The sequence below is a fragment of the Polynucleobacter sp. HIN11 genome, from assembly GCF_030297675.1.
Lineage (GTDB): Bacteria > Pseudomonadota > Gammaproteobacteria > Burkholderiales > Burkholderiaceae > Polynucleobacter.
Genome location: NZ_AP028142.1, coordinates 370,006 through 389,983 on the forward strand (window position 1 = coordinate 370,006; position 19,978 = coordinate 389,983).

The window sequence follows — 19,978 nt, forward strand, 5'->3', positions numbered from 1 at the left end:
AGAGGTATGGGTTTGATACACACCTCAATTATCCAATATCATGAGAGGAAATCGAGGCATTTATGCCGTAGTGCAACAATTTTGCATCTAAAAACTAAGTATGATCAGGCATTGACTTCAAGGGAGCGGTAATCGATGCAAGCCGTGATGATTCGTTTGATGACCGCCGCCTGTGTATTTAGTATCCCTTCCTCGCAGGCGTTGGCCAAGAGCTGCTCAGAACAGCTGGCCCCACAAAACACCGCCCGCCCAGGGTCCAAGCCGGTGAGTTATGACGATTGTGTCAAACAAGCTCGCATCGATTGTGAGCGCACTGCACGAGATCGTAGATTGATCGACGTTGCCAAAGAGAGTTTTATGAAACGCTGTCTCGCAGAATCCATCGGCAAATAATCGCTACAATCATTTTCTTTTATTGGTTAACCAAAAAGAGGAAAAAATGCCAATTATTGAATCCGTTCAAGTGGCCAGCGTGCCAGTTCCATTAGATGTTGTGACATCGTTTGCGACTCGGACTGTGAGTGAGCGCCATTACTGCATCGTTAAAGTTCGCAGTAAAGATGGTTACGAGGGGGTTGGATTCTGTTACGTGGGATCTGCCGCGGGCAGTATCGCCAAAGTCGCCGTTGAGCAATTGTTGGCTCCTAAATTGATTGGGCAGAATAGCCATCGCAGTGAAGGTCTGTGGTCTGAGATGTATGCAGAATCCATTTTGCAAGGTCGTTCGGGCTCTGTGATGCGTGGCATCTCGATTCTGGATACTGCAATTTGGGATCTCAATGCCCGCTCAGTTGGTTTACCTCTCCATCAATACTTGGGATGCGTGGTAGATGATCGCGTCCCTGCTTATGCCAGCGGTGGCTACTATTTAGAAGGTAAAACCCCAGCGAAATTAGGCAAGGAGATGGAATCGTTTGTAAAGCTCGGCTTTAAGGCGGTGAAGATGAAAGTGGGTCGTCTATCCCCTCGCGAGGAGGAGGCTCGAGTCAAAGCCGCTCGCAGTGCAGTCGGCGATGATGTCCTTTTAACGCTCGATGCAAATAATGCTTGGCGCGATTTGCCAACGGCGATGGAGTATGTGCGCCGCTTTGAGAAATACAATCCTTATTGGTTGGAGGAGCCATTTTCTCCCGATGCCATTGATTTGCATGCCCGCTTAGCAAAAAATACGTCCATTACGATCGCCACTGGTGAAATTGAGGTAGGTCGTTGGCGCTTTCGTGAGTTGGTGGATGCCGGTGGCGCAACTATTTTGCAGGCGGATGCGGCAGTGTGTGGCGGTATTAGTGAATTCAGACGCATTGCTGCGTATGCAGATTCCAAAGGGATTACGGTTTGCCCGCACTGGTTCCATGATTTGCATGCACCCTTAGTCGCGGCAACACCCAATGCTCGTTTCGTCGAGTTTTTCCCAGATAACCAAGTCTTAAACTTCCGACGCCTTATTAACAAGCAGTTGGCATTTAAGAGTGGTGATCTGATCTTGCATAAAACACCAGGATTGGGATTTGAGTTTGACGAAGCTGCGGTGAAGAAATACGCCGGCAAATCAGCTTGGACCACAATCAAAAAATAGTACGAAACGAATCATAAAAAAGCCGCTTGATGAAAGCGGCTTTTTGATTGATGACCCTTTAGGCGCTAGCTTTGGGTTTGGCCTTAAAGTACTTAAAGAACTGCAGAACGAGTACTAAACCAAATCCAGCAAAACCAATCATATCGGCGGTTGGTGAGGTGTAGGCCAACGCGACTCCAGAGACAACCATCAGGGTACGCTCTAAGATATTTGTCTTCTCAATAAACCAACCTTGCAGACCGCCAGCCAGCGCCACAATTCCGACAATGGCGGTTAGCGTAGACCAAACAATTTCCATCCAATTTGCCTGAGCCAAAGCAGTTGTAGAGCCCATTAGCAAGAGGCTAACCCCAGATTTATCGAGTACGAACATAAACGGCACCAAAATCGCAGGCGCCACGTATTTCCAGCTTTGTAAAGTTGTTTTATATGGATTGCCTTTACAAATCGCTGCGGCTGCAAAGGGCGATAGGGCGGTTGGCGGTGAAACCTCTGATAACACTGCATAGTAAAAAATAAACATATGCGCTGCAAATGCTGGTACGCCCAGATTAATCAGAGCGGGTGCCGCAATCACAGCGCAAATAATGTACGAAGCGGTGACTGGAACCGCAAGTCCCACAATCCAAACAATCAATGCGGTGAAAATTGCGGTGAGTAATAAAGAGCCGCCCGCGTACTGAATCACAATCGAGCTGAACTTCAGGCCCAAACCAGTCAATACCACGGTGCCCACAATCAGACCAGCACCAGCGCAGGTTGCTGCAATGGCTAAAACACTGGTTGAGCCAGAGGCTAGAGCCTTCGTTAAATTGGATTCATAAAGTCCTTTGAGGATGGGTTGCTTCCCCGTAAACCACTCGTAGGGGATGATGGCAGTGTCTCTGCGCAGCATGCTGGTCAAGGCAGAAATAATCGTTGCCCATAGTACGGACATTACGGGTGTAAAGCCCATGGCCATAAATAGAACAATCGATATTAATGAGAAGAAATGGAACCAGTATTTTTTACTCAACGACCAGGCACTCTCGACCGCCTCAAAATGCATTGCTTTCATGCCGTATTTGCGAACATCAATCTCCACCATCGTGAAAAGTCCGAGATAGAACAAAATCGTTGGAATAATCGACATCAATAAGACGTCTAAATAGGAGATCTTCAGAAAGTCGGCAATCAGGAATGCTGCTGCACCCAGAACAGGCGGCGAGATAATTGCTCCCAATCCACCAGCAGCTAAAAGTCCTCCCGCAGCATTCTTCTCATACCCCACTTTGTTGAGCATGGGTGCCGCTACCGAGCCAACGGTGACAGTAGTCGCTACACCAGAGCCAGAGGGGCCGCCCAGTAAGAATGACGATAAAACAATGGTGCGTCCTACACCAGATGATTTGCCACCCATGGCAGCAAACGAGAAGTCGATAAAGAACTTACCGGCACCCGTAAATTGCAAGAATGCCCCAAAGATCGTAAATAGAATAATCAGTGTGGCTGATACATCAACTGCAGTTCCATAGATACCCTCTAGGGTCATGTACATAAAACCAACCAAACGGTCTATTGAGTAGCCTTTATGGGTCCAGGGGGCTGGAAGTAAGTCTCCAAAGAGCGCATAGAGTAAAAATAGCACCGTCACTGTAACCAAAATCATTCCATTCGTTCGGCGCACAGCCTCGAGGATCAGTAAGACGAGGGCTGAACCAAAAAGTACATCGGTTGGGTTGGGTGCAGTATTGCGATCACCAAAGTCATCGCCGCCCGAGATGGCGTAATAAGCGATGGCGATAGAAGCAAGTGCAAAAAGGATGTCCCACCACATCAGCCGATTTTTATAACGCGCCATGAGAGGGAAACTCAAGAACACTAAGAAGAGAACAAAGCCGACGTGAACAGTCCGCAATACTTGAGTTGGAACAATCGAATACGCTGCGTACAAATGAAATAGTGACATCCCAACTGCCACGAGGGTTAAAAAGATCGCGAAGATCCCTTTGTAATTATTGGAGTCACCCTCTTCTTGTTTGATGAGCGCGTCTAATTTTTCTTGGGTTGCGCTATCGATTGCACTTTCGCTCATGGTGTTGGTCTCTATTAAAAAATGGCCGCATTAGCGGCCATTAAAACAAAACGAAAAAACAGATTAATTGACTTTAATATTTTTCTCTTTGAAGTACTTCAAAGCACCAGGATGAAATGGTACTGGTGTTGAGGCAGCCTTTTGACCTTCAGGAGTCACATTGATGTACTCGTAGTGTGAGCGAACTAAGTCGATCTTGTTATCAAATACAGCTTTCACGATGTCGTAAGCTTCTTTTTCAGACATCTTTGAGCTGGTGACCAAGATATTAGCAACAGAGATCACGTTATTGTCTTTATCCATGCCCTTGTAGGTGGTCTTTGGAATCACGTCCTTGAAGTAAAGGTTGCCATATTTTTTGTTCATGGCATCGACTTCTTTGGAGTGATCGATCATCACAATTTTGGTTCCCGGAGTATTGGCAAGGTCAGTTACAGCAGCAGTTGGTAAACCACCTACCCAAAAGAACGCATCAATCTTACGGTCTTTCACAGCATTCACTGACTCAGCAACGCCCAGACGCTCACGCTTCATGTCTTTATCTTTATCAAGACCAGCAGCCTCAATCACGCGAAAGGCCATCACCTCAGTGGCGCTACCAGGACTTCCGGTGCTCACACGCTTACCTTTGAGATCTTGCAGCGTTTTGATACCCGAAGCCTCAGTGGTCACAATGTGCATACGATTGGGATAGAGGACCAACAAAGTGTTAAGGTCAATTTTTTTACCAGAGAATTTGCCTTGACCAGTTTGTGCATCTTTAGCGGCATCGGCCATTGAGAAGCCAATATAAGGCTTGCCAGTGCCAATGAGGTTAAGGTTGTCTACAGAGCCGCCAGTCACCTCAGCAGTCGCAGACATACCAGGCACTTTTTTCGACAGAACAGCTGCTAAGCCGCCACCCATGGGATAGTAAACACCGCCGGTACCGCCAGTCGCGACCGAAAGATTTTGTGCTTGAACGCTGCCCCAAAGCAGTGCAAAGCACAGTGGCAACAATTTAAGTAATTTCATGTAGGTATCTCCTGTAATCATTATTGATCTTTACTACAAGCCGTAAGTCTATACCAATTTAATGGCCTTAAAGCCCTTCCATTTGGAAGTTAATTTTTTGCAGTTCGTGAACCAGTTTATTTTGCTGCTCCGCATCGAGGGATAGCAGCGGTGGTCTCACCCGCAGCCAATCGGGATCACCACTGTAGTGGGCGACCGCTGCTTTCATACCGGGAATCATCGGGAACTGCGCAAAAATAGCTCGTACTGCCGATAAGGACTCTTGAAGAGCATCTGCCCCAGACTCTTGCCAACGCGCTGCCAGCTGGGCAATTGCTTTTGGATTGACGTTCGCAGTGGCTGAGATGCAACCCACGCCCCCAGCTTTTAAGGTGCGCAGTAAAAATACCTCACTGCCTGCATATACTCGAAATCCCGAGCCAGCCAACGCTTTAATGACAGATTCGGTATACGGCCAATCCCCCGAACTATCTTTCATCCCAATGACGGTATTGGGATAGGTCTTCACTAACCGTTCTAACAGGGAAAGGTTCAGACCAATTTTGGTGACCGGGGGGATGTTATAGACATAGATTTTTAAGTTTGCATCGGCAACTTTTTCGATGACCTCAGCATAAAACGCAAATAGGCCATCATCGGCTATGTCTTTGTAATAAAAGGGCGGGAGCATCAATACTCCAGCGCAACCAGCATTCACAGCGGCACGTGTCATTGCTACTGCATCATCAACTGAGCATGCACCAGTGCCTGGCATCACATTATTTGGGTTGAGTCCACCATCAATCAACTCCTCTAACACCGTGATCTTTTGGCGTGCCGACATGGAATTGGCTTCAGAGTTTGTTCCGAATACTGCTTGACCCACTCCATGACTTTGAAGCCATTGGCATTGCCGCAGGAGTTTTTTGGCATTCGGACTACCATCGGCATTAAATGGGGTTAGCACTGGGGATAAAACTGCAGAAAAACTCGAGGAATGAAGAGGCATCACAATCTCCAATTACATGGCAATAGGGGTTGGTAGAGGGCGCTGATTAAAAAAGGCAACGAGATTATCAATCGCTAGGTTCGTCATCGCTTGACGTGTCTCTTGGGTAGCGCTGCCAATATGCGGCGTGAGTAAAACATTGGGGAGCTCTAAAAATTGTGGATCAGGATTGGGTTCGTTTTCAAAAACATCCAGGGCGGCTCCAGCAATCTTCCTGCCATGAAGTGCAGCCAACAAATCGGACTCGTTGATGACAGTGCCGCGAGCGACATTAATTAAGTAAGACGAGGGGCCTAAAGCCTCTAAGATCTCACGATGAATCATGCGCTCGGTTTCCTTGCCGCCGGGGCAGCACAGAATCAAGACATCACTCATTCTTGCTAGCTCAATTAATGAGGAAATGTATGGATAGGAGAGGTGCTTGTCATGTGGGCCATGGTAGGCAATCTTTACCTTAAAAGGTACAAGTCGCGCTGCGAGCTCTTGACCAATTCGTCCCATGCCCACGATCCCGATTGTTTTGCCAGCCAAGGAAGTTGTAAACGGAAAGGCCCCTTTACTCCAATTTTTATGAAGTACAAATTCATGTGCCCTCGGAATTTGACGCAGTAGGGCAAACAACATGCCGATCGTGAGTTCGCATACTGCATCGTTGAGGACCCCTGGCGTGTTCGATGCCATGATTCCTTTTTGCCTTAAATAATCGAGCGGAAGATTGTCATATCCAACGCCACAGCAGGCAATCATTTTGACTTGGGGCAATTGATCTAAAAGAGTGGGTGTGATGGGATAGCTGGGCCTAGTCAAAATCGCCTGAACATCCTTTTTTGGAATGGGACCTTGGGGGTCGGGCATCATCACTGGCGTTAAGCGACGCAAGACCTCATCTTGCATGATTTCAGGGAAAAATCCCACTTGTAATACGCTATTGACTGGAATCATGTCTCGATTCTATTTTTATTGGAATAATGTGACATTGTAAGTCGATATTTTTAACATTTTGGATACCAACCATTGAGCACCAATAACGACCCTAAAGCTGCATCACAAAGCACACCCCAAACTGGAATTCGCAAGGGCCTCACGCGTTACGGCGATACCGAATTTTCTCTATTCATGCGCAAAGCCTTTATCAAGGCGATGGGATTTAGTGATAGCGCTCTTGACCGGCCTATTATTGGAATCACGAACACGTATAGTGACTTCAACCCTTGCCATGGCAATGTGCCACAAATGATTGAGGCGATTAAGCGCGGTGTGATGCAGGCAGGGGGGATGCCGATGGTGTTCCCAACCATCTCGATTCATGAGTCATTTGCATTTCCAACCAGCATGTATTTACGCAATTTGATGGCGCTGGATACTGAAGAGATGATGCGCTCGCAACCAGTGGATGCGGTGGTGCTGGTCGGTGGTTGCGATAAAACCATCCCCGCTCAATTAATGGCCGCAGCCAGTCTTGATGTGCCAGTGTTATCAATTCCGACGGGCCCGATGCTGACCACCTTGCATCAAGGCGATCGCTTGGGAGCTTGCACCGATTGCCGTCGTTATTGGGGAAAGTTTCGGGCTGGTGAAATTGATCAGGCAGAAATTGATGAGATCAACGGTAAATTAGCGCCAACCACTGGGACCTGTATGGTGATGGGAACCGCCAGCACCATTGCCTGTATGGTTGAGACCGTTGGCTTGAGTTTGCCTGGCGCAGCAGCAGCCCCGGCCGTTACCGCAGAACGCTTTCGCTTATCGGAGCTCACTGGGCGCAGAGCGGTTGAGCTCGGCAAAACAGCCGGTGAAGGTAAATTCTCGCCACGAACCATCTTAAGTCCCGAGGCGTTGACAAATGCACTTGTTGTCCTGCATGCAATCGGGGGCTCAACCAATGCCTTGATTCATTTCACGGCGATCGCAGCACGATTGGGAATCAAATTAGATTTGGAGCGCTTTGATCGCTTGGGCCGAAATATTCCGGTCCTGGTTGATTTAAAGCCTAGTGGTTCGCACTACATGGAACACTTATATGAAGACGGTGGATTGATGGGTGTCTTGCGAGAGTTAAAACCCCACTTGTACCTCGATTGCTTAACGGTATCCGGCAAAACGCTTGGCGAGGAGATTGACGCAGCAAAAGTTACCAAAGCCCGTAAGGTCATTCGGATTGCGAGTGAACCAATTTACCCTGTCGGTGGCTTAGCTGTCTTGAAGGGCAATTTAGCGCCGCGTGGCGCAGTGATTAAGCACTCAGCTGCTAGCCCTAATTTACTCAAACATCGTGGTCGCGCTGTGGTATTCAAATCTTTGGAGGATTTAGCCTTGCGCGTGGACAGTCCAGATCTAGACGTCACGGCAGAAGATATCTTGGTTTTACAGAACGCTGGCCCCAAAGGTGCGCCGGGCATGCCTGAAGCTGGCTATTTGCCGATTCCAAAAAAGCTGGCTCAAGCAGGAGTCAAAGACATGGTTCGGATCTCCGATGCTCGTATGAGTGGCACCGCCTTTGGCACGATTGTCTTACACGTTACTCCAGAGTCTGCCGAGAACGGACCGCTTGCCATCGTTCAGGATGGCGACATGATTACCTTGGATGTTGAAAAACGTTTATTGCAATTAGAGCTTGATGATGCAGAAATTGCGCGCCGTATTGCCTCTCTTGAGACACCAGCAAAGCGCTTGAATATTCCAGAAACGGGTTATCGTCATCTCTATCAAACGACGGTTACGCAAGCGGATGTTGGGTGTGATTTTGACTTCATGGTTCCCTCTGCACATGGCGTCGTACCACTTCTAAGGGGAAATTGAGATGCTATTTAATCCAGCCGAGACCAAAGTTTTAATCGTGGGCGGTGGAACCATGGGGGCTGATGTTGCCCTAGTCTGTGCTCGTGGAGGGTGCGCAACCCAAGTTTTTGAATCGAGCGCTGAACGCCGAGCTCTCTTGCCCAATTATTTTGAAACTAAATTGCAAGAAATTGGATATCCACATCGGCTACATTTGCTCTCCGTCGTTGATTCGCTCAATCACTTTGATTGGTCAGAAATTGATTTAGTGATTGAGTGTGTTCCAGAAAAACTTGAGGTCAAACAGGATTTATTTGCTCAACTCGAGCAGGTAGTGAACCCTGAAACTGTGCTAGCAAGTAATAGTTCTAGTTTTCCCATTAGTGAAATTGCCAAAGGTTTAAAAAGTCCAGCTCGGATGATTGGTTTGCATTTTTTTATGCCCGCACATTTAGTTCCTTGCGTGGAGGTGATCTATGGTGAAAAAACATCACGTTTGGTAGCAGACAGTTTGAGTCGTTTAATGACCGCGTGTGGCATGGTTCCGGTTACTGTTAAAAAGGACTTGCCAGGATTTTTGGCCAATCGTTTGCAACACGCGCTCTCTCGTGAAGCCTTTGATCTGATCGATGCGGGGATTGTCACGCCTGAAGATGTTGATAAAGCAGTGCGTTTTGGTTTCGGCTTTCGTTACTTGGCTGCAGGTCCAGTATTGCAGCGTGATCATGCTGGTGTTGAGGTTCATGCCGCGGCCGGAGCCAGTATCTATCCCTCCCTTAATAACAAAGGTGAGATTGCACAATGCCTTAAGGAAAAAGTGGATTCTGAAAATCTCGGAATGAAAACAGGTCAAGGGTTTTATTCCTGGGATGCCGAGGCGATCAAAGTAGAGCGCCAGCGTTACGATGATTTACTTCGTGCTGGGTTGAAGCTCTTACAAAAAGAACTTCCTGAAATCAAATAAAGTGAGCGTACCGGTTCGCATTTGGGATCTGCCAACTCGCCTATTTCATTGGGCTTTGGCGATCTGTATTGTGCTCGGTATCGTGTTTGTGAAAATCGGCGGTAATGCCATTCAGTGGCATGCCTATTGTGGCTACACTGCGCTTGTACTGATCTTGTTTCGACTCATTTGGGGTTTTGTGGGTTCGAAGTATGCACGCTTTGCTAATTTTGTTCCCAGCCCCGCAACACTAATTGCCTTTCTTCGGGGTCAAGTCGATGGCGGACTTGGTCATAACCCGCTCGGCGCCTTATCCGTCATCGCTCTATTGGTAGTCGTTTTAATTCAGGCTCTGACCGGTTTATTTGCCGATGATGATATTTTTTTCCAGGGACCACTTGCAAAATACGTTTCGAATAGTACTGTTGCGCTGCTTTCTAGTATTCATCGCTTCAACCAATACTTAATATTTGCTTTGGTAGGACTGCATATTGCTGCAATCTCGTACTACCATTTTGTTAAGCAAGAAAATTTAGTCCGACCTATGGTCACCGGTGATAAATTAATCGAGTCTCACCCGAAATTAGCTGAGAAAATTGATTCAAGTCGCCAACGCTTGCTGGCACTGGCAATATTTTTGTTGATTATCCTCGTCCTGTATTTGCTGATCGCTTAATCAGTAAATACAGGACGAGTTGGGCTGAAAAATTACTTCTTACGAAAATCGTCGTGACAGCCTTTGCAGGTTTGACCGGTTGCACCCAACGCCTTCTTCAAATTCTCAGGATTGCCTGATTGGGCTGCAGTATTGAGCTCTGCAACGGCCGCTTGCATCCGATCAGCAGCCGTCTTGAACTTGGCACTTTCCTTCCAAATGGCTGGTTCAGCCTTACCACCTTCGGTCCCGGGACCAAATGCTTGCCAAGGCATGCTTGAGAGCATGCTAATAATGGCAGCGTTCCGCGCCACATCCTCTTTATTGTAGGGAACCTCCCCCTTCACCACCGCAGACAATCGACCCATATGGGCACCTATCAAAGCAAAGGCGCTTTGGCGATATTTGATGGCATCCTCTGGCTTGGCAAACTGGGCCATCGCTGGGGTGGCTAAGGTAAGGGCAAGCGCCGGAATGAGGGCTTTGATGGAAATGCGAAGTGATTGAGTATTCATAAATCCTCCATGAGACTGATTAGAAATAATCCTAGATCAAGAATACTCCAATTCTGTGTGGCCCATATTTCAGGGGCGCCCAATATGTTAAGACCCAAAAAGCATTCTTATTGGGTAGGTGAGCCCCCGTACGATCGAAATGAAGAACTCACTTAATGGAACCATCCACCATTGAGAAATAATTCCGGTAAACACGAGGCCCAAGACAATAAAAAAGCCCCAGGGTTCTAGTTTGCCTAATAGTAGGGCTTGGCGGAACGGCAACAATCCTGCCAGAATACGGCCACCATCCAATGGGGGAAGGGGAAATAAATTAAAGACCAGGAGGCCAATGTTCCAAAAGACGCCAGCCTTGGCCATCGAGATCAAAAACGGTTCATTAATACCCGACCCTTGAAGCACGATCCAAGCAATAGCCCAGGCGATTGCCTGAAAAAAATTAGAGCCAGGCCCGGCGAGCGCCACCCAAATCATATCGATCCGAGGATTGCGTAAGCGATCAAAACGTACTGGAACTGGCTTGGCATAACCAACTAAGAAGGGGGAGTTCGCCAAAATCAGCGCAATCGGGATTAAAACAGTGCCAATCGGATCAATATGTTTTAGGGGGTTAAGCGTGACACGACCAAGCAAAAAAGCGGTGTTATCGCCAAAGCGTTTGGCCGCATAGCCATGAGCAGCCTCATGGATCGTAATGGCAAAAACCAAGGGAATCGCATTAATTGCAATAGCTTGGATAGAATAGTCAGAAATCATATTAAGATCATATCGAGAGGAGACTATTGTGACCGATGAGAAGAAACCCCTAGTTAAATCTGCTGTGAAGGCTCCCAAGCTTCCAGTACGTCCACCTATTGCCAAGGGTCCTCAAAGTATGGGGGGTAAGCCACAACAGGGATTTGGGGGTGGAAAGGGCATGATGCGCAAGGCTGGCCGGGGCCGATAAGCACCTAAAGTGTGGATAATATTGTTTACATCGTTTAGATAAAGGGATAGACCATGAACGAATGGCAAAATGAGAGCAAAGATGTCATCAATAAAAAGATGATCACCTTAATTGTGATGTTGGCAGCTGCTACCAGCCTAGCGATTTTGTTTGCCTTGGTCGCAGCTCATATGGGTTACGTATTTGGTTAGATGCCTGTGCTTTTAGCACGATGAAGTAAATCGGTATCGCTTGTCATGATGTCAAGTAATTCCGAAAGTTATTCACCTCCGGGGGATATCAAAGCCCCGGCTGCACTCGAGCAAATTCTTCAGCAAGCCGGTATTACCGTCAATGGCACTCAGCCTTGGGACATGCGTGTTCATGACCCGATTGTTTTTGACCGAATTCTGCAAACATGGTCACTAGGCCTTGGTGAATCCTATATGGATGGGAAATGGGACTGCCAGCGTCTGGACGAGTTCTTTTATCGTTTAATGCGCGATGAATTAGATGAAAGTGTCCAAGGTTTGGCCAAAGTTCGACTTCTTTATGAAATCGCCCGCGCGAAGCTATTGAATTTGCAATCCAAAGATCGAGCCTTTCAGGTGGGTGAGCAGCACTATAACGCGGGTAATGATCTGTTTGGGGCCATGCTTGATCCACGCATGATCTACTCCTGCGCCTACTGGGCCCACGCGAAGAATCTAACCGAGGCGCAAGAACATAAACTGGATTTAATTTGTAAGAAACTACATTTAAAGCCAGGCGAGTCGCTCCTAGAAATTGGTTGTGGTTGGGGTGGGTTGGCTAAATTCGCGGCGGAGCGCTATGGTGTCAAGGTTTTAGGCATCACTGTATCTAGCGAACAGCAGGCCTTAGCCATCGAACGTTGCCAAGGTCTTCCAGTTGAAATTCGTTTAATTGATTATCGCGATCTGGAAGGATCGTTCGATAAGATCGTTTCGGTTGGGATGTTTGAGCATGTTGGGCAGAAAAATTATGCAGAGTACTTTGATATCGCTCATCGCTTGCTAAGTGATCAAGGAATTTTTCTCTTGCACACCATCGGCAGCTATGTAACAGTTAAAAAAACAGATGCCTGGATTGATCGCTATATTTTTCCTAATGGGCATTTACCATCTTTAGTGGAGCTGTCGCAAGCTTTGGAGCGCCGCTTTCTAGTTGAGGATTTGCATAATTTTGGACATGACTACGATAAAACGCTGATGGCATGGTTAAGTAATTTTGAGCGCGCTTGGCCACAGTTACAAACCCAGTATTCCAAGCGTTTTTATCGGATGTGGCGTTATTACTTATGCTGTTGTGCGGGATTTTTCCGCTCCGGCCAAGGACAGCTTTGGCAACTGGTCTTGACCAAACGGTCTCGTGAGCAAACCTATCTGGGCTATCGACCCAGTTTGTAATCCTTCATAATCCCAGTTATGGGAATGTCTACTGCCTTTGGTTCAGTCATCGCCATCTTTTGTGGCGCAGGTCTTGGCGCCCTTTTGCGAGTCTGGTTTATCTCAATATCAGCGCCGATCTCAAGTCTCATTCCAATGGGAACTTTAATTTCGAATTTAGTCGGCTCCTATCTCATTGGAATTGCGCTCGCTTTCTTCCTGGATCATCCGGCGATCTCGCCACAATGGCGTCTGTTTATCATCACCGGGTTCTTGGGTGGGCTGACTACGTTTTCCAGTTTCTCAGCCGATGTGGTGATGTTGATGCAGCGCGATCAGTTAATGCTCGCTTTGGGCCTCGCCCTGATGCATGTCTGCGGATCCCTATTGCTAACCTTTCTGGGGATTTGGACTATCCATGCTCTCAAATAAAACCAAAAAATCCTAGGATTGCACCAAGACCAATTAAATAAAGCGGATGACGCTTAGTTAGCAAGACAAACAGAATGCTAAAGATGGTTAATGCATAGGCTGACCAATTGCCATTGATCCGAATGGCAATTTGCCAGGCAGATGCAAGCACTAGGCCAACTGCAAGGGCGCTTGCCGAATACTCAATGGTTTTCTTCCATTGCAAATGTTGAAGTTTAGCAACCACCCTCTGGAGATAAAAAATCAAAATACACGATGGCCAGCAAACCGCTAGAGTTGCTAAGAGTGCGCCCGCCAAGCCAAAGGCATTCCAACCAATCAAGGTAACGGTTAATAGGTTAGGGCCTGGTGCCGCTTGCGCAATCGCAAAATAATGAATGAAGGTTTGAGGATCAATCCAGCCTTCTTGATTAACTGAAATGTCATACAGGGTTGGTAAGAGAGCGTTGACCCCGCCAAATGCAATTAATGAGAACAAGGACAGTTTGATAAACAGTCCTAAGAGGCCGATCATCATCGCGCTTTTCTCCAGGCAACCACAAGGGCAAGCGGTAAGGTAATCGCAACGACCCAGCCAAGCGCCAACTGATAGATGGTAGCGATTGCGATGCTAATTGCAATGACGAAGAGCATGGGCGGGCAGCTGAGTTCCTCTTTGAGCATCTTAAATCCCGTAGCGGCGATTAAGCCAACACCCACGGAAGAGATACCTCGTAAAACGCCTTGTACATGCTCAAACTCTCCGTAGTGGTCATACAGTAACGCTAGCAAAATCACAACGGTCATGGGAGCCAGCATTAATCCACCAACCGCAGCAAATGCCCCTCGTACGCCCCCAAAACGCTCGCCTACACACACAGCGAGGTTAACAATATTAGGACCGGGAACTAATTGGCAAACGCCTAATAGAGCATTGAATTCTTGAGAGCTGAGCCACTGTTTTTGCTCCACCAAGGTTCTCCTAGCCCACGGCAGAACACCACCAAAGCCGGATAAGCCAATAAATGTAAAAGTAATGAATAGACGAGCTGGGCTGTGCCGCATAGCTTATGAATTGGCAGGGTAGGGCATCGGTACGGGCTTGCCATTGAGCCATGCATCAAGCGTGTCAACAAGACCTTGAGCAAAACCCTGAAAAATAGGCTCAGCCACAAAGCCTAAATGGGGGGTCATTAGTAAATTTGGGATGCGATGAAGTTCAGATTCTTTTGGAAGTGGCTCTTGATCAAAGACATCGAGGGCGGCCTGACCTGGCCTGCCGGATTTGAGAGCTGCGATTAGATCATTGGTCACAATGAGACTTGAGCGAGCGGTATTCACCAATATAGAGTCTGTTCGCATCATCGCTAAGCGATCACGATGAATGAGGCCTTTGGTGCGTTCACTGGCGACTAAATGCAAACTGACAATTTTTGAGGTTTGAAGAAGGGTTTCTAGTGGCAAGAACTCACACCCAGCCGCATTGGCGCGTTCGTGGGTCATATTCGGACTCCAGCAAACCAATTCCATTCCAAATGCAGCGCCTACTTTGGCTACTAAGCTACCGATGCCGCCAAGTCCAATAATCCCAAGACGTTGCCCGTGGAGCATGGGTAATACGGAATGGGCATTACGCCATTGCCCGTCACTCATCATCTGAGACTGATCGACCACTTGCTTACTGGCAGCAAGGATTAGGGCCCAAGTTAGCTCAGCGGTGGTTTCTTTGGATGGTCCGCCGCGTGTACAAGCGACCGTTACCCCTTGATGGAGGAGGGCGGTGTGATCAAGTAAAGCATTGCGTGTTCCAGTAAAAACAAATAATTTGAGCTTAGGTAAGCGCTTAATGAGTGATGCGTCAAAGGGAGACCGATCACGGACCAAAGCAATCGCATCTGCATCATGAACAGCTTCATAGAGCGATTCCCCGGAGAGAGGTTCATGAAAAAATCGCAGTTTAGAGTGCGCTTGAATTGGTGACCAATCCGCATAGTCTTGCAAGCAGCGCTCGTAGTCTCCTAAGACAGCAATAATCGGTTTGGTATGCATAGAAATTCGCAGAATCAATGAATAAATCGATGATAATTGATGTTTAACCGTGATCTTGAGGAAACAAAATGATTCTAGAAGTGGTTGATATTCGTATCGATGAAAGTAAGCAAGCTGAATTTAATGAGGCAATTTTACGGGGAGTGCGCACCACCATCGCTCCTGCTAAGGGCTTTCGGGGCTTTAAAGTCAATCACAGCATTGAGTCACCCAATCGTTACCTACTGATGATCTATTGGGACACCCTTGAGAACCATATGGTTGATTTTCGGGGATCCCCAGCGTTTACCGAATGGCGCAGCATTGTGGGCCCATTTTTTACCCAAGCGCCTGCCGTTGAGCATTTCAATTTAGTCGGTAAGTCCGACTAGGTTTAACTAAGCTTGATTTTTCTTGGGCTTGAGTCTGCCCTGGGGCTTAGCAGCAAGGCTGGGCTCTAGAGTTTCGCGTTCATCAAAGACGAAGCAATCACCCACATAGTGATCGCCACCAATATCTTCAAAATATTGCAAGATCCCACCGTCTAATTGATAGCTATGCTCAAGACCGCGTTCTCGCAAATATAGCCCTGATTTTTCACAGCGGATCCCACCAGTACAAAAACTGACCAAGGTCTTATCACCCAGTTCGGGTAAGTGCGCCTCAATTGCTTGCGGAAATTCACTAAATTTATTGATATTGAAATGCAACGCATTCTTGAACGTTCCATATTCCACTTCAAACCCATTGCGTGTATCAATCAGCACTACGGGACGTCCCAGATCATCTTGGCCCCGATCGAGCCATTCTTTTAACTTCTTCGGAGAGATAAACTTCGCCCGACCCTTTTCCGGGGCAATCGTCGGATGATTCATGCGAATAATCTCTTTTTTGATCTTGACCAAAAGCTTACGAAACGGTTGCGTTGCTGACCAGCTATCCTTTGTTTGAAACGATGCCAGTCGCGGATCATTTCGTAAAAAGGCAAGAAAACTTTGAATATTGGTTTCGAGACCAGCTAGAAATAGATTAATTCCTTCTTCTGATAGCAGAATTGTCCCTTTGAGGCCAAGCTCTGAGGCCAATTGATGCAGCGATTCTTTCCGCTGATTGAGTTCGTCAAGACGGACAAATTGATAGCCAGCAATATTAAGGATGGAAGGGGCATTTGAGCCCGGGCACTCATGATTCATGGCACTATTATCGATCAAGTTTATAGGTACACTAATAGTACTCAAACCCCGCCCCATCATTTAATGACAAACGATCGTTTAATTCCATACCAACCCATTGACTTAGCAGAGCCTGCCGATCTAGTTGCCGAGATCCGCAAACGTCGCGGTGGCCAGCTGATTAATCTGGACCGGATGCTGTTGCATAGTGAGCCAGTAGCCCGCGGCTGGAACCATTTTATTGGTAATGTTCGCCAGCAATTATCCTTAGACCCCAAGTTACGCGAACTGGGAATGTGTGGCGTTGCGGTTCTCAATGGCGCTGAGTATGAGTTCTTCCATCATGCCCCACCTTTTCTGAAAGCGGGAGGCACGCAAGCCCAAGTCGATGCGATGCGACATTTGGGAGGGAGTAATTTTGATCCCACCCCCTTTAGTTCATTAGAGCAAGATACTCTTGAGTTAACCTTGCAAATGACCCGGGCCATTCAGGTTGATCCCGCATTGATGAAGCGACTACAAGAAGCCTTAGGTAATACTGCATTGGTCGAGTTGGTAACAGTGATTGCAGCGTACAACATGGTGTCACGCTTTCTGATCGCCTTGGATATTCATCCTGAAGATCAGTCTCCAAAGGCTTAGGTAATGAATCGGCAGATTATCCAAGTGATTCCTGGGGTTGTAACCTCTGATGGGGCGGGTGTTCGCTTACGTCGTAGCTTGGGTGGTCAAGATCGGCAGCGCCTTGATCCATTTTTGATGCTCGATGAGTTTTCATCCAGCGATCCAAATGATTATGTTGCTGGATTTCCACCCCATCCGCATCGTGGTTTCGAAACCGTGACCTATATGCTCGAAGGCCATATGTTGCATGAGGATCATTTGGGTAATCGAGGCCACTTAAAAAGTGGTGGCGTGCAATGGATGACCGCTGGTCGCGGCATTATTCATTCAGAAATGCCCCAGCAAGAAAGTGGTGTGATGCGCGGGTTCCAGCTTTGGATCAATTTACCCGCGGGCGAGAAAATGAAGTCTGCAGGGTATCAAGATATTCAAGATGCATCCATTCCCAAAGTTCATTTACCTCAAGGTGGATTGGTTAAAGTGATTGCTGGGGAGTATCAGTCGCCTGATGGCGCTGCGATCCAGGGCCCCATTCATGGATTAAGCACCGAACCTTTATTTTTTGATATTCACTTATCAGGTCATCAGACTTTTAGCCATCCGATAACGATTTCACATCATAGTTTTCTCTATGTGTATGAGGGTGATTTAACTGTTGGCGGACAAGAAGAGCAAGCGCCACGTCAGGCGGCGCTTGTTCTGGGTAATGGCGATCAAGTGACGATGCAAGCTGGTGCACAGGGGGCTAAAGCGATTTGGCTTGCTGCAAAACCACTTCATGAACCAGTTGTTCAGCATGGCCCTTTTGTCATGAATACCCAAGAGGAAATTATGCAAGCAATTGCAGACTATCAACAGAACCGATTAACCGCCCCCTAAGAGCAAGCTATGAGTCTTTATCAACAACTTTTACAACGTGCCGCCGAACAAAAACCTATTCGGATCGGACTAATTGGTGCCGGTAAATTTGGTTCGATGTATCTGGCACAGATCCCTAGAACTCCTGGCGTGCAGCTGGTCGCGGTGGCAGATTTGCTGCCCGCCATTGCTAAACAGAATTTATGTAAGGTTGGCTGGGATGCAACTCAATTAGAGGCTTCATCAATTGATTCGGCGCTTCGTGAGCGGACGTGCTATGTGTCCGATGATTGGCAAGCGATTGTGCAGCACCCAGCGGTTGACGTTGTTGTGGAATGCACAGGTAATCCGATTGCAGCAGTTGAGCATTGTTTGCGGGCATTTTCAGAGGGTAAACATGTTGTGAATGTCACTGTGGAAGCAGATGCCTTTTGTGGACCCCTGTTAGCTAAAAAAGCGAGAGATGCAAACGTGATTTACTCCCTTGCTTTTGGGGATCAGCCGGCCTTAATCTGTGATCTGGTGGATTGGGCTCGCACCTGCGGCTTCCCGGTCGTGGCAGCCGGAAGAGGTCATCAATGGTTGCCGCACTATGCGGATTCAACTCCAGAAACGGTCTGGAATTACTACGGCTTAACTCCTGATCAGGCAAAACGGGGTGGTCTTAATCCCAAAATGTTTAATAGTTTTTTAGATGGCTCAAAACCCGCGATTGAATCCACCGCAGTCGCTAATGCTACCGGATTGGCTGTACCGAGTAACGGTCTTTTATACCCTCCAGCCAGTATTGAAGATATCCCTGTCGTAACACGACCGATTTCAGAGGGCGGACATTTGGAACAGAAGGGGATGGTCGAAGTGATCTCTTCTTTGGAAAAAGATGGTCGAAAAATTCCCTATGACATTCGCATGGGGGTTTGGGTCACGGTTGAGGCAGAGACTGATTACATTAAGAATTGCTTTGAAGAATACTAAGCCCATACCGATCCAAGTGGACGTTATTTCACGTTGTATAAGCGTTGGCATTTAATCGGATTGGAGGTTGGTTTGTCAGTGGCCAGCGTTGTCCTGCGTAAAGAGGCAACTGGAGTGCCTTATTGTTGGAATGCTGATGTGATCGCAACTGCTAAGCGTGACCTAAAGCCGGGCGACCAATTGGATGGTGAGGGTGGTTATACCGTTTGGGGGAAATTACTACCGGCCAAGCAATCAAGTGCCATGGGCGGATTACCGCTGGGCCTGGCGCATCAGATCAAAGTCACTCGGCCAGTAAAAAAAGGACAAAGTCTTTGCTGGGATGATGTGCTAATCGATAAAACCACCGATGCTTACAAAATTCGGATGGAAATGGAGCAATCGTTTAAAGGAGGGATTCTCTCTTAAAAAATTTCTTATAAAGATCAATTCCAAATTTACAGATGGAAACAAATAACAGGGCTCCCAGAATATCACCAATGAGCATCGCAATCGAATTGGAGAGACTGCCACTCGGGATGTCCATTAGTACAAACCACACTTGATGTAATCCGGTACTCAAAAGGGCAAAGACTAAGACGCTAATAGCGATCATCTGCATATTAAGGTTGCTTAAATCCGGATTAATTTTGAGTTTACGAATCACGACTAGGCGGGCTAAATAAGGGCTAAATCCTGAAATGAGGCCAATGCCAAGAATACTAATCATGTCATCACCCAGATCGCGGCCAAAAGTGATTAAGGTCGAGGCAATTGCAATTCCAAGCGCTCCAGACAGTCCAAAAATAAGAACTAAAAATAGCCTGAGTCCGGCAGGAAGGTAAATCCAGTTGACACCAGGGGCCACCTCTAAAAATGCAGTAAGCCAATCATTGACATAAAAAAGAAGGCTATAAACGAGAGCGCAAGCAATGATTGTCTTTGCAGAAAGGATTGATTCCCTTGAATAATTTGCTTGGCTCATGAAAAATTGATAACGATTATTGCGATTCGAGTTTGTTTGGTATATCGTTCAAATTTGCATGTTACTCGCCAA

Annotated in this window: 23 protein-coding genes and 1 pseudogene; 13 read left to right on the forward strand and 11 right to left on the reverse strand. The window is 47.2% G+C overall.

Features of this window, described 5'->3' with window-relative positions; all coding sequences use genetic code 11:
* Nucleotides 1-135: 135 nt before the first annotated feature.
* Both QUE60_RS01930 and QUE60_RS01935 read left to right on the forward strand, forming a co-directional pair.
* Complete coding sequence (locus QUE60_RS01930; protein ID WP_286227029.1) at nucleotides 136-393, forward strand: hypothetical protein; 258 nt, start codon at nucleotides 136-138, stop codon at nucleotides 391-393.
* A gap of 46 nt (nucleotides 394-439) precedes the next feature.
* Complete coding sequence (locus tag QUE60_RS01935) at nucleotides 440-1,576, forward strand: mandelate racemase/muconate lactonizing enzyme family protein (protein WP_286227030.1); 1,137 nt, start codon at nucleotides 440-442, stop codon at nucleotides 1,574-1,576.
* Nucleotides 1,577-1,634: 58 nt separating this feature from the next.
* Here the strand turns inward: QUE60_RS01935 and QUE60_RS01940 are convergent, their stop codons facing one another.
* The 4 genes from QUE60_RS01940 to QUE60_RS01955 form a co-directional block, all read right to left on the reverse strand.
* On the reverse strand, nucleotides 1,635-3,650 hold the full coding sequence (locus tag QUE60_RS01940; protein ID WP_286227031.1) for a TRAP transporter permease: 2,016 nt from the start codon (nucleotides 3,648-3,650) through the stop codon (nucleotides 1,635-1,637).
* Nucleotides 3,651-3,713: 63 nt separating this feature from the next.
* Nucleotides 3,714-4,664: a TAXI family TRAP transporter solute-binding subunit gene (locus tag QUE60_RS01945; protein ID WP_286227032.1), complete on the reverse strand. Its 951-nt coding sequence runs from the start codon at nucleotides 4,662-4,664 to the stop codon at nucleotides 3,714-3,716.
* A gap of 67 nt (nucleotides 4,665-4,731) precedes the next feature.
* Nucleotides 4,732-5,652: a dihydrodipicolinate synthase family protein gene (locus QUE60_RS01950; protein ID WP_353506044.1), complete on the reverse strand. Its 921-nt coding sequence runs from the start codon at nucleotides 5,650-5,652 to the stop codon at nucleotides 4,732-4,734.
* Nucleotides 5,653-5,664: 12 nt separating this feature from the next.
* Complete coding sequence (locus QUE60_RS01955; RefSeq protein WP_286227033.1) at nucleotides 5,665-6,594, reverse strand: 2-hydroxyacid dehydrogenase; 930 nt, start codon at nucleotides 6,592-6,594, stop codon at nucleotides 5,665-5,667.
* 72 nt (nucleotides 6,595-6,666) lie between these two features.
* On the opposite strand from QUE60_RS01955, the gene QUE60_RS01960 reads away from it, so the two are divergent.
* From QUE60_RS01960 to QUE60_RS01970, 3 genes are read left to right on the forward strand one after another with little or no spacing between them, the layout of a single operon-like run.
* Nucleotides 6,667-8,451, forward strand: a complete 1,785-nt coding sequence (locus tag QUE60_RS01960) for an IlvD/Edd family dehydratase (RefSeq protein ID WP_286227034.1) — start codon at nucleotides 6,667-6,669, stop codon at nucleotides 8,449-8,451.
* Between the two features lies 1 nt (nucleotide 8,452).
* Nucleotides 8,453-9,394: a 3-hydroxyacyl-CoA dehydrogenase family protein gene (locus QUE60_RS01965; protein ID WP_286227035.1), complete on the forward strand. Its 942-nt coding sequence runs from the start codon at nucleotides 8,453-8,455 to the stop codon at nucleotides 9,392-9,394.
* A gap of 1 nt (nucleotide 9,395) precedes the next feature.
* The gene (locus QUE60_RS01970) at nucleotides 9,396-10,049 is read left to right on the forward strand and encodes a cytochrome b/b6 domain-containing protein (RefSeq protein ID WP_286227036.1); all 654 of its coding nucleotides are present in this window, start codon (nucleotides 9,396-9,398) and stop codon (nucleotides 10,047-10,049) included.
* 32 nt (nucleotides 10,050-10,081) lie between these two features.
* On the opposite strand, the gene QUE60_RS01975 is transcribed toward QUE60_RS01970, so the two are convergent.
* Nucleotides 10,082-10,543 carry a c-type cytochrome gene (locus QUE60_RS01975; protein WP_286227037.1) on the reverse strand — a complete coding sequence of 154 codons (462 nt, stop codon included), beginning with the start codon at nucleotides 10,541-10,543 and terminating at the stop codon, nucleotides 10,082-10,084.
* Between the two features lie 87 nt (nucleotides 10,544-10,630).
* Complete coding sequence (locus tag QUE60_RS01980; RefSeq protein WP_286227038.1) at nucleotides 10,631-11,299, reverse strand: site-2 protease family protein; 669 nt, start codon at nucleotides 11,297-11,299, stop codon at nucleotides 10,631-10,633.
* A 28-nt stretch (nucleotides 11,300-11,327) separates the two neighbouring features.
* On the opposite strand from QUE60_RS01980, the gene QUE60_RS01985 reads away from it, so the two are divergent.
* Genes QUE60_RS01985 through crcB form a run of 4 tightly spaced genes read left to right on the forward strand, consistent with a single transcriptional unit; the run spans nucleotide 11,328 to nucleotide 13,306 of the window.
* Nucleotides 11,328-11,489, forward strand: a complete 162-nt coding sequence (locus QUE60_RS01985) for a hypothetical protein (protein ID WP_286227039.1) — start codon at nucleotides 11,328-11,330, stop codon at nucleotides 11,487-11,489.
* 53 nt (nucleotides 11,490-11,542) lie between these two features.
* Entirely contained in the window at nucleotides 11,543-11,680 is a 138-nt protein-coding gene (locus QUE60_RS01990) for a hypothetical protein (protein WP_199908516.1), read from the forward strand.
* Nucleotides 11,681-11,725: 45 nt separating this feature from the next.
* The gene (gene cfa, locus QUE60_RS01995; protein WP_286227040.1) at nucleotides 11,726-12,895 is read left to right on the forward strand and encodes a cyclopropane fatty acyl phospholipid synthase; all 1,170 of its coding nucleotides are present in this window, start codon (nucleotides 11,726-11,728) and stop codon (nucleotides 12,893-12,895) included.
* 18 nt (nucleotides 12,896-12,913) lie between these two features.
* Nucleotides 12,914-13,306, forward strand: coding sequence for a fluoride efflux transporter CrcB (crcB, locus tag QUE60_RS02000; protein WP_286227041.1), 393 nt, complete (start codon nucleotides 12,914-12,916; stop codon nucleotides 13,304-13,306).
* Here the strand turns inward: crcB and QUE60_RS02005 are convergent.
* Genes QUE60_RS02005 through QUE60_RS02015 form a run of 3 tightly spaced genes read right to left on the reverse strand, consistent with a single transcriptional unit; the run spans nucleotide 13,299 to nucleotide 15,334 of the window.
* Nucleotides 13,299-13,823, reverse strand: coding sequence for a chromate transporter (locus QUE60_RS02005; RefSeq protein WP_286227042.1), 525 nt, complete (start codon nucleotides 13,821-13,823; stop codon nucleotides 13,299-13,301). The two genes, crcB and QUE60_RS02005, sit on opposite strands and share 8 nt — an antisense overlap.
* Nucleotides 13,820-14,350 carry a chromate transporter gene (locus QUE60_RS02010; RefSeq protein WP_286227043.1) on the reverse strand — a complete coding sequence of 177 codons (531 nt, stop codon included), beginning with the start codon at nucleotides 14,348-14,350 and terminating at the stop codon, nucleotides 13,820-13,822. Before QUE60_RS02010 ends, QUE60_RS02005 begins: the two co-directional genes overlap by 4 nt.
* 3 nt (nucleotides 14,351-14,353) lie before the next feature.
* Nucleotides 14,354-15,334 (reverse strand): D-2-hydroxyacid dehydrogenase family protein, encoded by a 981-nt coding sequence (locus QUE60_RS02015; RefSeq protein ID WP_286227044.1) that lies wholly within the window; start codon nucleotides 15,332-15,334, stop codon nucleotides 14,354-14,356.
* 68 nt (nucleotides 15,335-15,402) lie between these two features.
* Here QUE60_RS02015 and QUE60_RS02020 point away from each other — a divergent pair, with 68 nt between their 5' ends.
* The gene (locus QUE60_RS02020) at nucleotides 15,403-15,705 is read left to right on the forward strand and encodes an antibiotic biosynthesis monooxygenase family protein (RefSeq protein WP_108507945.1); all 303 of its coding nucleotides are present in this window, start codon (nucleotides 15,403-15,405) and stop codon (nucleotides 15,703-15,705) included.
* 6 nt (nucleotides 15,706-15,711) lie between these two features.
* On the opposite strand, the gene QUE60_RS02025 is transcribed toward QUE60_RS02020, so the two are convergent.
* Nucleotides 15,712-16,506 carry a sulfurtransferase gene (locus tag QUE60_RS02025; RefSeq protein WP_286227045.1) on the reverse strand — a complete coding sequence of 265 codons (795 nt, stop codon included), beginning with the start codon at nucleotides 16,504-16,506 and terminating at the stop codon, nucleotides 15,712-15,714.
* Between the two features lie 63 nt (nucleotides 16,507-16,569).
* Here QUE60_RS02025 and QUE60_RS02030 point away from each other — a divergent pair, with 63 nt between their 5' ends.
* The 3 genes and pseudogenes from QUE60_RS02030 (at nucleotide 16,570) to QUE60_RS02040 (ending at nucleotide 19,350) form a co-directional block, all read left to right on the forward strand.
* On the forward strand, nucleotides 16,570-17,127 hold the full coding sequence (locus tag QUE60_RS02030; RefSeq protein WP_286227046.1) for a carboxymuconolactone decarboxylase family protein: 558 nt from the start codon (nucleotides 16,570-16,572) through the stop codon (nucleotides 17,125-17,127).
* A gap of 3 nt (nucleotides 17,128-17,130) precedes the next feature.
* The gene (locus tag QUE60_RS02035; RefSeq protein ID WP_286227047.1) at nucleotides 17,131-17,988 is read left to right on the forward strand and encodes a pirin family protein; all 858 of its coding nucleotides are present in this window, start codon (nucleotides 17,131-17,133) and stop codon (nucleotides 17,986-17,988) included.
* Between the two features lie 9 nt (nucleotides 17,989-17,997).
* Nucleotides 17,998-19,350, forward strand: a pseudogene (locus QUE60_RS02040) (NAD(P)H-dependent oxidoreductase).
* On the opposite strand, the gene QUE60_RS02045 reads toward QUE60_RS02040, so the two are convergent.
* A complete protein-coding gene (locus QUE60_RS02045; RefSeq protein ID WP_286227048.1) occupies nucleotides 19,328-19,906 on the reverse strand; it encodes a hypothetical protein in 579 nt (192 codons plus the stop codon). The pseudogene QUE60_RS02040 and the gene QUE60_RS02045 sit on opposite strands and share 23 nt — an antisense overlap.
* Nucleotides 19,907-19,978: the final 72 nt, after the last annotated feature.

Coding starts and splice junctions, on each gene's coding strand:
- QUE60_RS01950 (WP_353506044.1), bottom strand. CDS start 5,652: ATGCCTCTTCATTCCTCGAGTTTTTCTGCAGTTTTATCCCCAGTGCTA.
- QUE60_RS02020 (WP_108507945.1), top strand. CDS start 15,403: ATGATTCTAGAAGTGGTTGATATTCGTATCGATGAAAGTAAGCAAGCT.
- QUE60_RS01980 (WP_286227038.1), bottom strand. CDS start 11,299: ATGATTTCTGACTATTCTATCCAAGCTATTGCAATTAATGCGATTCCC.
- crcB (WP_286227041.1), top strand. CDS start 12,914: ATGGGAATGTCTACTGCCTTTGGTTCAGTCATCGCCATCTTTTGTGGC.
- QUE60_RS01945 (WP_286227032.1), bottom strand. CDS start 4,664: ATGAAATTACTTAAATTGTTGCCACTGTGCTTTGCACTGCTTTGGGGC.
- QUE60_RS02010 (WP_286227043.1), bottom strand. CDS start 14,350: ATGCGGCACAGCCCAGCTCGTCTATTCATTACTTTTACATTTATTGGC.
- QUE60_RS02035 (WP_286227047.1), top strand. CDS start 17,131: ATGAATCGGCAGATTATCCAAGTGATTCCTGGGGTTGTAACCTCTGAT.
- QUE60_RS02025 (WP_286227045.1), bottom strand. CDS start 16,506: ATGAATCATGAGTGCCCGGGCTCAAATGCCCCTTCCATCCTTAATATT.
- QUE60_RS01935 (WP_286227030.1), top strand. CDS start 440: ATGCCAATTATTGAATCCGTTCAAGTGGCCAGCGTGCCAGTTCCATTA.
- QUE60_RS01965 (WP_286227035.1), top strand. CDS start 8,453: ATGCTATTTAATCCAGCCGAGACCAAAGTTTTAATCGTGGGCGGTGGA.
- QUE60_RS02005 (WP_286227042.1), bottom strand. CDS start 13,823: ATGATGATCGGCCTCTTAGGACTGTTTATCAAACTGTCCTTGTTCTCA.
- QUE60_RS02045 (WP_286227048.1), bottom strand. CDS start 19,906: ATGAGCCAAGCAAATTATTCAAGGGAATCAATCCTTTCTGCAAAGACA.
- QUE60_RS02030 (WP_286227046.1), top strand. CDS start 16,570: ATGACAAACGATCGTTTAATTCCATACCAACCCATTGACTTAGCAGAG.
- QUE60_RS01975 (WP_286227037.1), bottom strand. CDS start 10,543: ATGAATACTCAATCACTTCGCATTTCCATCAAAGCCCTCATTCCGGCG.
- QUE60_RS01955 (WP_286227033.1), bottom strand. CDS start 6,594: ATGATTCCAGTCAATAGCGTATTACAAGTGGGATTTTTCCCTGAAATC.
- QUE60_RS01990 (WP_199908516.1), top strand. CDS start 11,543: ATGAACGAATGGCAAAATGAGAGCAAAGATGTCATCAATAAAAAGATG.
- QUE60_RS01930 (WP_286227029.1), top strand. CDS start 136: ATGCAAGCCGTGATGATTCGTTTGATGACCGCCGCCTGTGTATTTAGT.
- QUE60_RS02015 (WP_286227044.1), bottom strand. CDS start 15,334: ATGCATACCAAACCGATTATTGCTGTCTTAGGAGACTACGAGCGCTGC.
- cfa (WP_286227040.1), top strand. CDS start 11,726: ATGATGTCAAGTAATTCCGAAAGTTATTCACCTCCGGGGGATATCAAA.
- QUE60_RS01940 (WP_286227031.1), bottom strand. CDS start 3,650: ATGAGCGAAAGTGCAATCGATAGCGCAACCCAAGAAAAATTAGACGCG.